Source organism: Priestia endophytica DSM 13796, assembly GCF_900115845.1.
GTDB lineage: Bacteria > Bacillota > Bacilli > Bacillales > Bacillaceae_H > Bacillus_I > Bacillus_I endophytica.
In genome coordinates, this window is the sequence record NZ_FOXX01000008.1 from 191,177 (window position 1) to 205,290 (window position 14,114).

Annotated in this window: 14 protein-coding genes; 6 read left to right on the forward strand and 8 right to left on the reverse strand. The window is 36.4% G+C overall.

The genetic code is table 11. The annotated features are described in order from the left end of the window. Window positions 1-83: 83 nt before the first annotated feature. Complete coding sequence (locus BM012_RS16035; protein WP_061805568.1) at window positions 84-1,751, reverse strand: glycoside hydrolase family 13 protein; 1,668 nt, start codon at window positions 1,749-1,751, stop codon at window positions 84-86. A gap of 175 nt (window positions 1,752-1,926) precedes the next feature. On the opposite strand from BM012_RS16035, the gene BM012_RS16040 reads away from it, so the two are divergent. Beyond that, entirely contained in the window at window positions 1,927-2,397 is a 471-nt protein-coding gene (locus BM012_RS16040; RefSeq protein ID WP_061805567.1) for a hypothetical protein, read from the forward strand. A 35-nt stretch (window positions 2,398-2,432) separates the two neighbouring features. Here BM012_RS16040 and BM012_RS16045 read toward each other — a convergent pair whose 3' ends face one another. From BM012_RS16045 to BM012_RS16055, 3 genes are all read right to left on the reverse strand, one after another. Further along, window positions 2,433-3,950 (reverse strand): ABC transporter permease/substrate-binding protein, encoded by a 1,518-nt coding sequence (locus tag BM012_RS16045; RefSeq protein WP_061805566.1) that lies wholly within the window; start codon window positions 3,948-3,950, stop codon window positions 2,433-2,435. Next, window positions 3,934-4,908, reverse strand: coding sequence for an ABC transporter ATP-binding protein (locus BM012_RS16050; RefSeq protein WP_061805565.1), 975 nt, complete (start codon window positions 4,906-4,908; stop codon window positions 3,934-3,936). The genes BM012_RS16045 and BM012_RS16050 overlap by 17 nt, the downstream gene beginning before the upstream one ends. Window positions 4,909-5,116: 208 nt before the next feature. Then, a complete protein-coding gene (locus tag BM012_RS16055; RefSeq protein ID WP_061805564.1) occupies window positions 5,117-5,707 on the reverse strand; it encodes a DJ-1/PfpI family protein in 591 nt (196 codons plus the stop codon). Between the two features lie 137 nt (window positions 5,708-5,844). On the opposite strand from BM012_RS16055, the gene BM012_RS16060 reads away from it, so the two are divergent. Beyond that, a complete protein-coding gene (locus BM012_RS16060; protein ID WP_061805563.1) occupies window positions 5,845-6,303 on the forward strand; it encodes an Lrp/AsnC family transcriptional regulator in 459 nt (152 codons plus the stop codon). Window positions 6,304-6,418: 115 nt separating this feature from the next. On the opposite strand, the gene BM012_RS16065 is transcribed toward BM012_RS16060, so the two are convergent. Beyond that, complete coding sequence (locus BM012_RS16065; protein WP_061805562.1) at window positions 6,419-7,885, reverse strand: protein adenylyltransferase SelO; 1,467 nt, start codon at window positions 7,883-7,885, stop codon at window positions 6,419-6,421. 276 nt (window positions 7,886-8,161) lie between these two features. On the opposite strand from BM012_RS16065, the gene BM012_RS16070 reads away from it, so the two are divergent. Both BM012_RS16070 and BM012_RS16075 read left to right on the forward strand, forming a co-directional pair. Beyond that, complete coding sequence (locus tag BM012_RS16070; protein ID WP_061805561.1) at window positions 8,162-8,827, forward strand: DUF2306 domain-containing protein; 666 nt, start codon at window positions 8,162-8,164, stop codon at window positions 8,825-8,827. Between the two features lie 192 nt (window positions 8,828-9,019). Continuing rightward, window positions 9,020-10,120 carry an S-layer homology domain-containing protein gene (locus BM012_RS16075; protein WP_061805560.1) on the forward strand — a complete coding sequence of 367 codons (1,101 nt, stop codon included), beginning with the start codon at window positions 9,020-9,022 and terminating at the stop codon, window positions 10,118-10,120. A 64-nt stretch (window positions 10,121-10,184) separates the two neighbouring features. Here the strand turns inward: BM012_RS16075 and BM012_RS16080 are convergent, their stop codons facing one another. From BM012_RS16080 to BM012_RS16090, 3 genes are all read right to left on the reverse strand, one after another. Next, complete coding sequence (locus BM012_RS16080) at window positions 10,185-10,658, reverse strand: YbaK/EbsC family protein (RefSeq protein ID WP_061805559.1); 474 nt, start codon at window positions 10,656-10,658, stop codon at window positions 10,185-10,187. Between the two features lie 98 nt (window positions 10,659-10,756). Continuing rightward, on the reverse strand, window positions 10,757-11,533 hold the full coding sequence (locus tag BM012_RS16085; RefSeq protein WP_061805558.1) for a PhzF family phenazine biosynthesis protein: 777 nt from the start codon (window positions 11,531-11,533) through the stop codon (window positions 10,757-10,759). A gap of 275 nt (window positions 11,534-11,808) precedes the next feature. Then, window positions 11,809-12,720, reverse strand: a complete 912-nt coding sequence (locus tag BM012_RS16090) for a DMT family transporter (RefSeq protein ID WP_061805557.1) — start codon at window positions 12,718-12,720, stop codon at window positions 11,809-11,811. 122 nt (window positions 12,721-12,842) lie between these two features. Here BM012_RS16090 and BM012_RS16095 point away from each other — a divergent pair, with 122 nt between their 5' ends. Together BM012_RS16095 and BM012_RS26475 are read left to right on the forward strand one after the other, a co-directional pair. Further along, window positions 12,843-13,715, forward strand: a complete 873-nt coding sequence (locus BM012_RS16095) for a LysR family transcriptional regulator (protein ID WP_061805556.1) — start codon at window positions 12,843-12,845, stop codon at window positions 13,713-13,715. Window positions 13,716-13,755: 40 nt separating this feature from the next. Then, window positions 13,756-13,917: a hypothetical protein gene (locus BM012_RS26475; RefSeq protein WP_161939326.1), complete on the forward strand. Its 162-nt coding sequence runs from the start codon at window positions 13,756-13,758 to the stop codon at window positions 13,915-13,917. The last annotated feature ends 197 nt before the right edge of the window (window positions 13,918-14,114 follow it).

The window sequence follows — 14,114 nt, forward strand, 5'->3', positions numbered from 1 at the left end:
TTCATTTCTCCTCCCTTTTGAAAAATCTAACCCCTATGTTTGCGCTTACATTTATTAGACATCAGAAGCTCATTTTTTCTCTTTCAATCTAGTTTATACACTCTTGCTTCATACGGTTGTAGTTCAATATAATTAACATTTTGTTCTTCCTTTATATCATAGTTGCTTAATAACAACTGATATGCGCTCCCTTGATATTCTGAAGGTAAATGGAAATAAGCACATTCTTTAAATAAATTTACTATAACAAGTACTTTTTCTTCTTCCAGTGTTCGTATATAAGCATAAATTTTGTCGTCTTCTTCAAGAATAAGATGGTAGTTTCCATACACAAGAACCTCTTTTTCTTTTCTAAGATTAATAAGCTTCTTATAATAATGATAAAGAGAATGAGGATCATCCAAAGCTTTTTCTACATTGATATTTTTATAGTTTTCATTGACCTTTATCCATGGTGTTCCTTCCGAAAATCCTGCATTTTCTGTTCTATCCCACTGCATCGGAGTTCTTGAATTGTCACGCCCATTTTTCCAAATAATTGGCATGATTTCTTCATGAGACTTTCCTTTTTCTCTTTCTTCGTTATATAAGTTTTTAATTGCTACATCATTATAATCTTCAATTGAAGAAAATTGAACATTTGTCATCCCAATCTCTTGTCCTTGATAAATAAACGGCGTTCCTTGCATAAGAAAATACATTGTTGCTAAAGCTTTTGAGGATTCTAACCAATAATCACCGTCGTCTCCCCATGTAGAAACAGAACGTGGCTGATCATGATTTTCTAGAAAAAGCGCATTCCATCCGATATTGTGCAATCCTTTTTGCCACTTTGTGAGTACTTCTTTTAATGTACAAATGTCAATCTTTCCGTCTATCCCTTTTCCCCAAAGATCTAAATGTTCAAATTGGAAAACCATATTAAACTTTCCTTCTTCTTCTCCAACCCAAAGGGAGCCATCCTCAACACTTACACCATTTGCTTCTCCAACCGTCATAATATCATACTTGCTAAATGTTTCTCGTTTTAACTCCTCTAGCAAAGTTTGGATTCCTTCTTTGTTCATGTGCCCGTCAAAAGAGGAAACATAGCGTTTACCATCGGGATTAGGTAAATCTGGTAATCCTTTAACTTTTTTAATATGAGAAATAGCGTCAACCCTAAAGCCATCAATTCCTTTATCTAGCCACCAGTTTACCATCTCGTACAAATTCTCTCTTACAGTAGGATTTTCCCAGTTTAAATCAGGCTGTTTTTTTGAGAAAACATGCAAATAATAGTCGTCTGTCTCTTCATTGTATTCCCAAGCAGAACCTCCGAAAATAGACTCCCAGTTGTTGGGCTCTCTTCCCCCTTTTCCATCTCTCCAAATATAGTAGTCTCGATATTTATTATCTTTTGAAGAACGAGATTCGATAAACCAAGGATGTTCGTCTGACGTATGATTAATCACAAGATCCATAATGAGTTTCATTCCTCGTTTATGTATCGCTTCTAACAGTTCATCAAAATTGTCTAATGTACCATATTCTTCAGCAATTGCCTTGTAATCACTAATATCGTAACCGTTATCATCATTAGGCGATTTGTAAACCGGACTAATCCAAATCACATCAATGCCTAGCTCTTTCAAATAATCTAACTTTGATAAGATTCCCTTAATATCCCCAATTCCATCACCATTAGAATCCATAAAGCTTCGAGGATAAATTTGATATGCAATCGCTTCCTTCCACCATTGTTTTTTCATATGAACCTCCCTTTCTATATTTTTAAAATACCACAATCAAGATAATTTGCGCAACCGTTTGCACAAATTTATTTTTGAAAAGTTTTACAAAGTTAGAAAGACAGACAAATAGTGTCCAAACACTTTTATCTATGGTGAATATTGTAAAAAGAAAACCTTTATAAGGAGTGGTAGTATGGCTACAATTTCAAATTTCCCGGAGCACTTCATCCGTGAGCATGAAACATGGCACCATGAGCATATGAACATGGGGAATCTTCGGGCGGGAGATGGCATTGAATTTCTATCCTTTCACCGTGAGTTTATGGAAAGATGTCTCGAGTGGTATAACAGTCAAGGATTAAATTTAGACTGGGTTGAACCATGGCGTGCTGTTCCTAATCAAATTAAAAGACATCAGGGATGGACGAGAGAACTTGAAGAAGCTGAAAATCGTATTCGAAACAACCCTTCTTCTTTCCGCTCTGGTGACGAACTTGGACGCTTTTTACAAGAAACGTCTTTGCACGATGCTGTCCACGTATTAGGAAGCGAAGTATTTGATGATCCTGATTTTGGTCGCATTTCTCTCTCTCCAAGAAGCACGCTTTTTTATAACTGGCATCGTCTTATTGATAATTGGTGGAGAAGCGTTGAAAGAGGATAAGGAAGAAGGGAACTTGGTATCCAAGTTCCCTTTATTCATTGGAGAAGTCCTTCTTTTTTTAAATATTCTTTTGCGACTATTGAAGCTTTTTCTCCTTCCACGTTCACTTTATAATTCATTTCACGCATTTCATTGTCGTTAATTTTGCCCCCAAGTTTGTTTAACGTATCGCGAAGTTCAGGATGCTCTTTTAACATTTCTTCTCGCAATAACGGAGCTCCTTGATATGGCGGGAAAAGATGTTGATCATCTTCTAGCACAACAAGGTTATATTCTCGTAATTCACTATCTGTTGAATAAGCATCTACAACCGTAATGACTCCTTTTTTCACCGCATTATAGCGCAGTTTTGGAGCCATCGTCACAACGCTTCCAAGCTCAAGGTTATATTTCTTTTGAATGCCTTTATAGCCATCTTCTCGGTCTGTAAATTCACCTGTAAATCCAGCTTTCATACTGTTTTCAACAGCTTTCAAATCTGAAATTGTTTTTAAGTTATATTGTTGTGCAAGCTTTTTCGGAACAGCAAGCGCATAGGTATTGTTATAGTTCATCGGTTTTAATAAAGCTAAATCAAACTTTTCTTTCATTCCTTCTTTAGCTTGATTATACACTTCTTTTCGATCCGTACTTATAGGAGGCTCTTTCAAAAACTCATTAATGGCTGTTCCCGTAAATTCAGGATAAAGGTCAATGCTTCCTGATTTTAGAGCGCTATAGACAAAGGATGTTTCCCCAAATCCAGGCTTAATTTCTACTGTTAAATCTGTATCTTGCTCAATCAAAAGCTTGTACATATTAATTAAAATTTCAGGTTCTGCTCCTATCTTTCCTGCAATTATAAACTTCTCTTTCCCACCGTTTGCTGCAAAAGGGATGATAATAACAAGTGCAATAACCACAATAAAGGTCGTTAAAACAGCAATGGACTTCTTAAATGAAAGCTTCTCTAAACGACGCAATATCACATCAAAAAGAATAGCTAAAATAGCGGCAGGTACGGCTCCAATAATAATGAGGTTTGTATCATTTCGATCAATTCCAAGCATGATAAGTTCCCCAAGACCGCCCGCTCCAATGAAAGCCGCAAGCGTAGCTGTTCCGATAATTAATACGGTCGCTGTTCGAATTCCTGCCATAATAACGGGCATTGCAAGCGGAAGTTCTATTTTCAGTAATCGTTTCCGACCGTTCATTCCCATGCCTTTGGCAGCTTCAATGAGCGAGGAATCCACTTCTTTTATGCCTGTATATGTATTCCTTAAAATAGGAAGTAGTGCATAAACGATAAGCGCAATAACCGCCGGAACTTTTCCAATCCCCATTAAAGGAATAAGTAACCCAAGAAGGGCGAGTGAAGGAATGGTTTGCAAAACCGCGGTAATACCAATTATCACCTCTGCTATTTTCGGCTTTCTTGTAATGTAAATGCCGAGTGGAATAGAAATCACGACGGCAAAAAGTAAGACGATAAAAGAAATTTGAATATGTTCTAGTAGGGCGCTTAAAAGATCCCCTTTTCTTTCTCCTACTGCATCAATAAACTGATTCATGTTTGTCATCCTTTTCATCTTCTGTTTCTGCTAAATATTGAATAACCGTCTTTCGATCGATTTTCCCTATCACCAGACCTTCTTTTTCAACAGCTACTTCCTCTTCAAATTTTAAAGAAGCTAACACCTCTTTTAGAGAAGAAGTAGCAGAGATTTTAGGTAAGGACTGAAGGGTATCGCATTCTAGAAGTGATGAGCTTAAAAGCTGCTCTGCCTTTATTTCTTTTTCTAACGAAGTTTTTTGAAGCCCAACAAACTTTTTTACAAAATCGCTCTTAGGATGATGTACAATCTCTTCTGGTGTTCCAATTTGTTCTATTTCTCCATCTTTCATAATGCAAATACGCGTACCGAGCTTTAACGCCTCTGCCATGTCATGCGTAACAAAAATAATGGTTTTGCGAATCTTTTGCTGAAGACGAATGATATCATCCTGTAGCTTTTCGCGACTTAGCGGATCAAGCGCACTAAAAGGCTCGTCCATTAGAAGAATATCAGGATTTGCTGCAAGAGCACGAACAACGCCAACGCGTTGCTGCTGTCCTCCTGAAAGCTCATCTGGTTTGCGATGTCGATACTGATTTGGATCTAATCCAACCATTGTTAATAACTCATCAACGCGTGTTTCAATCTTCTCTCGACTCCATTTTTTGAGTTCAGGCACAATCGCAATGTTTTCAGAAACCGTCATATGTGGGAAAAGAGCAATTTGTTGCAGCACATAGCCAATATTATAGCGAAGTTCATGAACATCATAATCTTCAATACTTTTGTCATGAATATAGATGGTTCCATCTGATAAATCGACTAAACGATTAATCATTTTTAGTGTTGTTGTCTTTCCACATCCGCTTGGTCCCACTAAGATAAAAAATTCGCCTTCTTTTATTTCTAAGTTTATAGAGTGAAGGACTTCCTTACTATCGTACCTTTTAGATACATTGGAAAATTTGATCATCTTGTTACTCCTTATAGTGTTGTTAATTAAAATATAATGAAGGTTTAGTTTTCAGAAACGAGACTTTATGAATTTCTCTTTATTATGATAAAGCAAGAATCCTCCTTTCTTCCAGTTTTAATAGGTAAGAAGTTTACATAGATTGAGAGTTCTTCTAGTCTATAAAAATAAAAAAGGCTGAAAAACTTCAGCCTTTTCCTCTCCTTCTTTATAGTTTACGAAAGCCCATTAATTCCTTTACATGATCGGTATTGCTTACAGAAGTTAATTTTTCTAATAATAAAAAGGCAACATCAAATCCTGTACTAGGATTTGACGACGTAATGATATTTTCATCTACCACAATGTACTCGTCTTGCACAACTGCTCCCATTTCCGCTAACTGCTTTCTTCGAACACTTGTCGGATGATTATATGTAGTCGCCTTTCTGTTTTTTAAAACCCCGCTCTTCCCGAGGCTTAGGGCTGCAACACAGATGCTTGCAATCGGTTTTTCTAGTTCGTAAAACTTTCTAATAACGTCTAAAAACCTTTCATCAAAAGCATCTTGATAAAAACCTGCTTCTTCAAATCCTCCAGGTATTGCAAGAGCATCAAATTCCTCTATTTGAAGATGAGAGACTAATCTTTCTGGTTTTACGGTGAAATTCCACGTGCACGTAAGCTCAGGATGTAGCCCAGCTGTAATTAATTCTGTTCCACCATCTCCTTCAAATTTGTTCCATCCAAATACATCTGTAAAAACACTTGCTTCGACAGCTTCAAAGCCGTTTGCGAGAAGTAATAATACTTTTTTCATTTACTCAGCTCCTTTCTCATTATTTTATTCCACTCATGTTCCATATCACAGGGGAGTAATAAAGTTCTTCCTTCATATAGCTTTACTAAGTAAGGAAAATCTTTCATAATAGTTAATTAAAAAAGGTTGAGAAGAAAATGGATGTTATTGATCAAAAAATTTTATATGAACTTCAATTAAATGCTAGATTGTCTATGAAAGAATTAGCTAAAAAAGTTTACTTATCTTCTCCTGCTACTACAGAGCGGGTAAGAAAATTAGAAGAACAAGGTATTATAAAAGGATATAAAACAGTTGTTGATGTTGAAAAATTAGAGAAAAACATTACGGCTTTCGTCTTATTTCAGACAACAAAGTGCAAAGAACTATCGAAATTTTGCGAGGAACATCAAGACGTAATGGAATGTTATCGTGTTACAGGACAAATTAGCTATATTGCAAAAGTATGTACAGCATCTGTACATACTCTAGAAGATTTCATTGATGAAGCAATGAAATTTGGGACTCCATCTACAAATATTGTCCTGTCATCAAATGACACAATGGACACTAAGCTATTTCAACAAGAATTCTCTTCCCCTATTCTCAAGGAGTAATACATTTTCGTACCCTTTACACTCTTTTTAAATAATACTGTTCTTAGAAAAACTGCACGAGAAAAAACCTTGCTGTATGATGTGCATACAGTAAGGCTTTTTTCATTTCCCTTCATTACGTTCCACAATAAGTCTGATATGGACGGCTAGACGGTACTGGCAGTGAACAATATTTTTCTTTTTCCAAAGAATAATTAAAAGGATCCGAAAGGACGGCTAACAGCTCATCCATCACTGTATAATCTTCCTTTTCAACAGCTGCTTCTAATGCTTCTTCAACAAGATGATTTCGTGGAATAACAAACGGATTATGTTGGCGCATCAAGTTTAAGGCAGCTTCTTTTCCTTCTTCTTGATTTTCTAACCGCGTTTTCCATCTCTTATACCATTCTGTAAATTCTTCATTTCCATAAAGAACCGTTTCCTCAGCTTTATCTATTGTTAACAAACGGAATGTATTTGTGTAATCTGCTTTATATTTGTGCATCATCACAAGCAAATTCTCCACAAGAGATTCATCGTCTTTTTCTTGTCGGAATAAACCAAGTTTCCCTCTCATGCCAGAAAGCCAGTTTTGATGATAAAGCTCAGGGTATTTTTCCATCGCCCCTTGAGCTAACTCGAGCGCTTTTTCCTCTTCTTCATGGAGGAGTGGAAGGAGGGCTTCGGCAAAGCGGGCAAGATTCCATCCTCCGATTCCAGGCTGATTTCCATATGAATAGCGTCCTTGAGTATCAATCGAGCTGAATACAGTTTCAGGGTCATATTCGTTCATAAAAGCACAAGGCCCATAATCGATGGTTTCCCCACTAATTGTCATATTATCTGTATTCATCACACCATGAATAAACCCAACAAGCTGCCATTTGGCGATGAGAGAAGCATGACGTTTAATCACTTCTTCTAGAAGAGTAAGATATGGATTCTCACCTTTTTCAACATGAGAATAATGGCGGTTTAAAGCATAATCAGCAAGTTCTTTAAGGTCTTCTACTTTTCCCCAATTTGCTCCATATTGGAATGTGCCGAAGCGAAGATGACTTGCTGCAACACGAGTTAAAATCGCGCCTGGAAGCTCTGTTTCACGAAAAACACTCTCTCCTGTTGATATCACCGCTAAACTTCTCGTTGTTGGAATGCCTAACGCATGCATTGCTTCACTTATAATATACTCCCGAAGCATTGGGCCAAGTGCTGCTCTCCCGTCACCTCCGCGAGAATACGGAGTGCGTCCTGAACCTTTAAGCTGAAGATCAAATCGTTCTCCAGCTGGAGTTAGTTGTTCACCAATTAAAAGAGCGCGCCCATCACCAAGCATTGTGAATCCGCCAAATTGATGACCTGCATAGGCTTGAGCAAGCGAAGCACCACCCTCTGGAGTTTCATTCCCAGCAAGTACCTCGATTCCTTCCTCCCCTTGCAGCTCTTCTACATTTAATCCTAGTGATGTTGCTAACGTTTTATTCAGCTTAACAATTTGCGGTGATGAAACAGGGTTCGGGCTAATAATGGAATAATAAATAGCCGGAAGCTTTGTATAACTGTTATCTAAGTTCCAATTTTGTTCTTTTTCGTTTGTCATTTGATTTCCTTTCTGTTGCATTTTTTATAGTATAAGATGAAAAGTTCACATTTATTTAATAAATACCAGAAGAAGCAAGAAAGCTTTCCTATTGTCTACCTCTACTAGCATATTATACCCTTTTTACCTACTATAAAGTTCTTAAATGCTTAGAATGAGAAAAACACGCTTTTTCTCACCATATGTATTATATTCTCGGGTCTAAAGACTCTTAAAAATGAATTAAATGGTATAATTGGTTTTTAAATGAAATTCACTAGAGGTAGGTGACATAAAATGAAGAAAAGCGGATGGGTGATCTTCAATACGTTTATTTTTGCTGTAGCCTGCTATATTATTGTTCAATATTTTATTATGGACGGAACTCAAGCTGGTTTAGTGCAGATGAAGCTACTATTTCTCGATAAACTAAGTCCATTATGGTACATGATGTTATTTATCCATATTAAAACTAGCCTTGTTTCTTTAATCATTGGTCCTTTTACATTGTCAAAAACATTTCGAGAAAAAAATCTGAAACGTCATCGACAATTTGGAAAAGTATATATGGTTGGGATATTATTTGGCGGCCTTTCAGGTTTGTATCTAGCTTTTTACGCAACAGGAGGTCTTATAGCAAAGCTAGGTTTTGGCTTCCTAGCTTTGCTATGGTTACAGTCTGCATACAAAGCGTTAAGAATGATTCGGCAAAGAAACATTTCTGCACATCAATATTGGATGATTAGAAACTACTCCTTAACTTTTGCAGCGGTCACGTTAAGACTTTGGTTGCCCTTGTTTATGGTGTTATTTGGACTAGAGAACTTTGAAGTTAGTTACGCTATTATCGCTTGGCTTGCTTGGGTGCCTAATCTCATTGTTGGAGAACTTATTATAAAATACACAAAGCATCAGGAAACGAACATTGAGGCAAATCTTTATCCTCGAAGTTTGAAAAACTAAAAAATAATAAAAAGAGAACTTTAAAGTCCTCTTTTTACTGTGTTTATCCTTCTCTATGATAAAGGAAAGAAATCTCCTTTATCTTTTAACCTCTTCTTATATTCTGAATATTTATAATTGACCGATAAATAATATTGTAATATATTAGTAACGTAAATGTAACATTACAAGAATATACCAGGAGGGATAGTAGTGAAAAAGTGCGTTCGTCTATTTCTAGTTTTAAGTCTTCTTATTACAGCAGCCTTGCCTTTTCAGCGTGCAGAAGCTAGCACTACCTTTAAAGATGTGACTCTTTATAAGAAAGAGATTCTTTTCCTTGCTAATAAAAATATTATTAAAGGATATGAAGATGGAACATTCAAGCCTGAAGCATCAATCAAGAGACTTCAAGCCGTACAAATGCTTCTTCGAGCAAAAGGAATAAAAGATTTCAATGCCAAGGATCCAGGTTTTGCAGATGTAAAAAAAGGCGACTATGGGTATGAAGAAATTGCAAAGGCTGTAGAACTTGGCATTATCTCTGGAAAAACAGATCCTCATACTGGAAAGAAATATTTTAATCCGTGGAATACGCTCACAAGGGGTCAAATGGCAAAAATACTAAGTCTGTCGTACAATGTTAAAGGTTCAACACTTAGCGAGTTTTCCGATGTTCCCAATTCAAACGACTTTTATACGTATGTTAATGCTCTAGCATACAATAACATTACAACTGGTTATGCTGATAATACATTTAAACCTTATCAATCTCTTTCACGTCAGCATTTTTCGGTCTTTTTAGCTCGTACACTCCAACCTTCTTTTAAAGACAATGGTGCTAACCGGTTTGTAACAGCTGGATTGAAATTAAATCCTCATAAAACATTTGTCTATAAATATCCAAGTGACAATTATACAGAAACTTGGAAATATGGGGGAAAAGATGAATTTGGAGAGAAATGGACAGCAAGCGGAAGTGAAGGAAAAGAGTATTATTCATATCGTGAAAATAACAAAGGATTAGATTTTGGAATTCAAAATTCTGAGATTCTCCTTACTATCCCATATCCATTAAAGCAAAATACAAAATGGACATATCAACTTTACGAGGGTGACCCTGTTACAAACTATGTTGTAACTTCTATGAACAAAACAATCACAACACCTGCTGGTACATTTAAAAATACAATTGAAATTAAAGACTATGATGGCATTTACTATTACTATGTTCAAGGACTTGGTCTTGTCTTAGTTGTAAATGCTTCAAATCAACCGTCTGAACGAATTTTCGAACTACAAAAAGTATATTGATGATAAGAGCCTTATCCAAATGGATAAGGCTCTTTATATATGTACCATAATATAGCTTTTCTCTTTAATTCTCCCATCCTTTACAAACATCTATCCATTTTATATATTTTGAATGCTCTTCTAATTGTTCTATCATTAGCTCAATTGCACTGTTTCTGCTCCCGCACGCAGGAAATACAGTTTGAAAACGTTGAAGTGACTGATCTAAATAGATGGAAACCCCCTCATTTACAGCAAATGGACATACTCCGCCGATCATATGCCCTGTAAGAGGTTCAACTTCATTTGCGCTCAACATTTTTGCTTTTGTTCCAAACTCTTCGCGGTATTTTCGGTTGTCGATTTTAGCATCTCCAGCGGCTACAATTAATACGACTTCTTCTTCAGCTCGGAAAGAAAGAGTTTTAGCAATTCTCTCTGGCTCACATCCGAGTGCTTGTGCTGCTAGTTCTACTGTTGCACTTGATTCTTTGAGCTGAATTATTTTGTTCTCCATACCGTAGTTCGCAAAATAAGACTTTACTTTTTCAATTGACATATATTTTTCCCTTCCTATCTTTTTGATTGTACCCAATATTTTTTATTATCAATCTATTTATTATATCATTCTCTAAAATGTTCGTTAGCCACATTTATTTAAATATGAAGCGTCGCTTCTGAATATAAAACAGCCGAACCGCTAATACATACTCTATCTCCTTCAAGTTTACAGTATAATGTACCCCCCCGTTTTGAAAGCTGCCTTGCTTTCATTTCAGTCTTATGAAGACGTTTTGCCCAGTATGGAATGAAGTTACAATGTGCTGAACCACATACAGGATCTTCATCTACCTTTAATTTAGGAAAGAAAGTTCTTGAGACAAAATCATAACGTTGACTTTGAGCTGTAAGCAACACTCCTACTCCTTCCTTTAATTCTTTTAGCTTTGCAAAATCTGGGGTTGCACGTTGGATGTCTTCTTCGCTTTCTAGTACAAACATCAAATCTCGATCTAAGAAAGCATAGAGAGGTCTCATGCCGAGCGCTTCTATCATTTCTTCTGTTAATTCAACCGGTTTTGGCATACGACTTGGAAAATCCATTTCATAGTGCTCTCCTTTTCTGAGAACCGTTAATTCTCCACTCATTGTATGGAAGGTAACCTTCGTTACGTCTTGTTCATAAAAATTTGTAATCACATATGCTGTTGCTAATGTTGCATGTCCACAAAGATCAATTTCTCCTCCTGGTGTAAACCATCTTAGTTTATATCCTTTTTCTTCTTTTACAGCAAACGATGTTTCAGAAAGATTATTTTCGCTCGCAATATTTTGCATACGCTCATCAGAAATCCACTTTTCCATAATACAAACTCCAGCAGGATTTCCTTCAAATACTTTTTCAGCGAATGCGTCTACAACGTAGTATTTCATTATTTTCTCCTCCTTTATAAATATTAAATCAGAAAATTTAAAAATCCGAAAGTATATTCTAGAAGCTGTGAGTTTTGTTTATCTCTCCTTTTTAAATAAAAACGTATGGCACATTACAGCGAGTTAGCCACTGATAAATCCTTGTCATGTTTCATTCAAAAAAGCTCTACCCAATAAAGGATAAGAGCTTTTTTATTCCATCATAATAGGAGTGAGTCCTAAGCCAAATGTCTTTAACCCATTAATCGCGGTCTTCTGCTGAAATTCTTTGTACTCTATAGACTAGATTCTCGCTTGCGCAATCTTCTTCTATAAACCCCACCCTTTTTATTAAAAGAAAGACTGTTCATTTGAGCAATTAAAATGCCGCATATGATAATAAATGCGCCTGCAGCATCTCTTAGTGTGAATACTTCCTTTAAGAAAAGAACAGCGAACAACGCTGCAAAAATAGGCTCAGTCGCAAAAATCAAACTCGTATGCGTTGGCGTTGTATAACGCTGTGCTACTGCTTGACAAATAAATCCTACTGCACTACAAAATATCCCCAGTCCTAAAATAGCGATCCAGCTCTCTCCTGTTGAAGGAAGTGAAGGATCTTCAAAAATTAGACTGAACAGAAGAGCGATTCCTCCTGCAAATCCGAGCTGAAGCACACCAAGTGTTATGGAATCTTCTCCTTTTGTTAATTTTCCTGTTAAGAGAATATGAACAGCATAGCATAGTGCTGTGCCTATACATAAAGCATCCCCTGTATTAATGCTTAATGAGCCTTTTAACGTTAAAATGCCAATCCCTGTTAAAGAAAATAAAACGCCGAGAGAATTGGGCAGAGACGGCAGTTTTCTAATTATTAGACAGTGAAGAATAGGAACAAATATAACCGTAAGGCTGACGAGAAAACCTGCGCTAGATGCCGAGGTCATTCCTACTCCAAATGTAACGGAAGAAAAAACGAGAAATAGCATCATGCCAAGTAAAAACGAAAACAACACCGTGCTTAGTTTCGCTTTTAATAGTCTTCGATAAAAAAAGCCTCCTGCAATCACAAATGCGAGTAAGCATCGAAGCGCAATAATGTTAAACGATTCAAGAGAATCTAGCCCCATTTTCATCAAAACATAGGAAAGTCCCCAAAATACGTTAACTCCAACCATCATTAGATTGGCTCTCATTCTATAGCTCATTACCCTCTCCCTCTTTTCCTTTCAATGAATGTGTAACAATAGTATACAAGAGTGTTTGATATTAATAAAATGAATCTTTATAATTTATAACATGAACAAAATTCATGAAGGAGGAGAACCATATGAGTCTAGTTAAATTTGAGATTTTCAGCAAAATTGCAGAAGTTGGAAGTTTCACTAAAGCAGCTGATTCACTACAATTGACACAGTCTGCGGTTAGTCACGCCATCACAAGTCTAGAAAAAGAGTTTGAACTTACTCTTATCAACCGTAATAAAACGGGCGTTACGCTAACAAATGCAGGTGAGCACCTTCTCTTCACTATTCGAAAAGTATTGCACTACAATGAAAAAGTATATCAAGAAGCCGCTAGTCTTAATGGACTTTCAAAAGGAACCATTAAAATTGGGATATTTACAAGTGTATCCATGAAATGGCTTCCTGATATTCTTAAGATCATGGAAGCAAAGTATCCTGCTATTCATATTGAGTTGAGAGAAGGAGATTATTTCGAAATTGAGCAGTGGCTATTAAGCGGAGAAATTGACTGTGGATTTGTCAATATTACTCAATCAAATCAGTTTGACATTATTCCGTTAAAAAATGACCCTTTACTATGTATTGTTTCTAATCAAAGTGAGCTATACAATAAACCTGTTGTAACATTTGAAGACCTTGAAAAAGTCGACTTTATCATGCCCTCATATGGTGGCTCTCATGATGTAAAACGACTGTTTGAAGCATATAATGTTCAACCAAATATTCGATTCGAACTTATGGAAGAAACCGCTATTATGTCTATGATTAGTCATCATTTGGGGATAAGCATTCTTCCCGAATTGGTACTTGATTCCATCCCAAAACAGCTGCGTGCAATTCCCCTTGAAGTAAATAGCTATCGTTCCATTGGCCTTGCAACTCGCTACAATCTATCACCAGCAGGCCAAAAATTTGCAGAAGTTACAAAAGATTGGCTAAGTGGTAAAGAACAATGAAAAGAAAGATATCCTATCTTTACTCTTGGAGGAAGGAAAAATGCAAAAAAGAAACCGTGCACCTCTCTCTCCTATTCTCGTTCTCTTTATTACTTTTATCGGCTTTCTCTTTAACGTTTTTGGCGAAAATGAATCACTTAATGCCTTCGTTAATCTTCTTAGTATAGTTGCCATTCTCTTATTATTTTTAATCAGAAGATAGCCCCTTACAAATTGGAGGATGTTATGTTTAAAGAAGGCTCAAACATTGAGGGAGTTGAACTCTTTTCGTCCAAAGAAAAAGGTAAAGAATACGTAGAACCGCTCATAAACTTTCTTCCCTATATAAAAAAGATGCTTCATCAGAGAAGCATCTTTTTTATGTATTCTTTACGTATGTTTCAGGAGCTTTAAGACGCT

Bases quoted from the DNA above. Each gene is read 5' to 3' on its own strand.
- BM012_RS16035 (WP_061805568.1), bottom strand. From the start codon at position 1,751: ATGAAAAAACAATGGTGGAAGGAAGCGATTGCATATCAAATTTATCCT.
- BM012_RS16040 (WP_061805567.1), top strand. From the start codon at position 1,927: ATGGCTACAATTTCAAATTTCCCGGAGCACTTCATCCGTGAGCATGAA.
- BM012_RS16045 (WP_061805566.1), bottom strand. From the start codon at position 3,950: ATGAATCAGTTTATTGATGCAGTAGGAGAAAGAAAAGGGGATCTTTTA.
- BM012_RS16050 (WP_061805565.1), bottom strand. From the start codon at position 4,908: ATGATCAAATTTTCCAATGTATCTAAAAGGTACGATAGTAAGGAAGTC.
- BM012_RS16055 (WP_061805564.1), bottom strand. From the start codon at position 5,707: ATGAAAAAAGTATTATTACTTCTCGCAAACGGCTTTGAAGCTGTCGAA.
- BM012_RS16060 (WP_061805563.1), top strand. From the start codon at position 5,845: ATGGATGTTATTGATCAAAAAATTTTATATGAACTTCAATTAAATGCT.
- BM012_RS16065 (WP_061805562.1), bottom strand. From the start codon at position 7,885: ATGACAAACGAAAAAGAACAAAATTGGAACTTAGATAACAGTTATACA.
- BM012_RS16070 (WP_061805561.1), top strand. From the start codon at position 8,162: ATGAAGAAAAGCGGATGGGTGATCTTCAATACGTTTATTTTTGCTGTA.
- BM012_RS16080 (WP_061805559.1), bottom strand. From the start codon at position 10,658: ATGTCAATTGAAAAAGTAAAGTCTTATTTTGCGAACTACGGTATGGAG.
- BM012_RS16085 (WP_061805558.1), bottom strand. From the start codon at position 11,533: ATGAAATACTACGTTGTAGACGCATTCGCTGAAAAAGTATTTGAAGGA.
- BM012_RS16090 (WP_061805557.1), bottom strand. From the start codon at position 12,720: ATGAGCTATAGAATGAGAGCCAATCTAATGATGGTTGGAGTTAACGTA.
- BM012_RS16095 (WP_061805556.1), top strand. From the start codon at position 12,843: ATGAGTCTAGTTAAATTTGAGATTTTCAGCAAAATTGCAGAAGTTGGA.
- BM012_RS26475 (WP_161939326.1), top strand. From the start codon at position 13,756: ATGCAAAAAAGAAACCGTGCACCTCTCTCTCCTATTCTCGTTCTCTTT.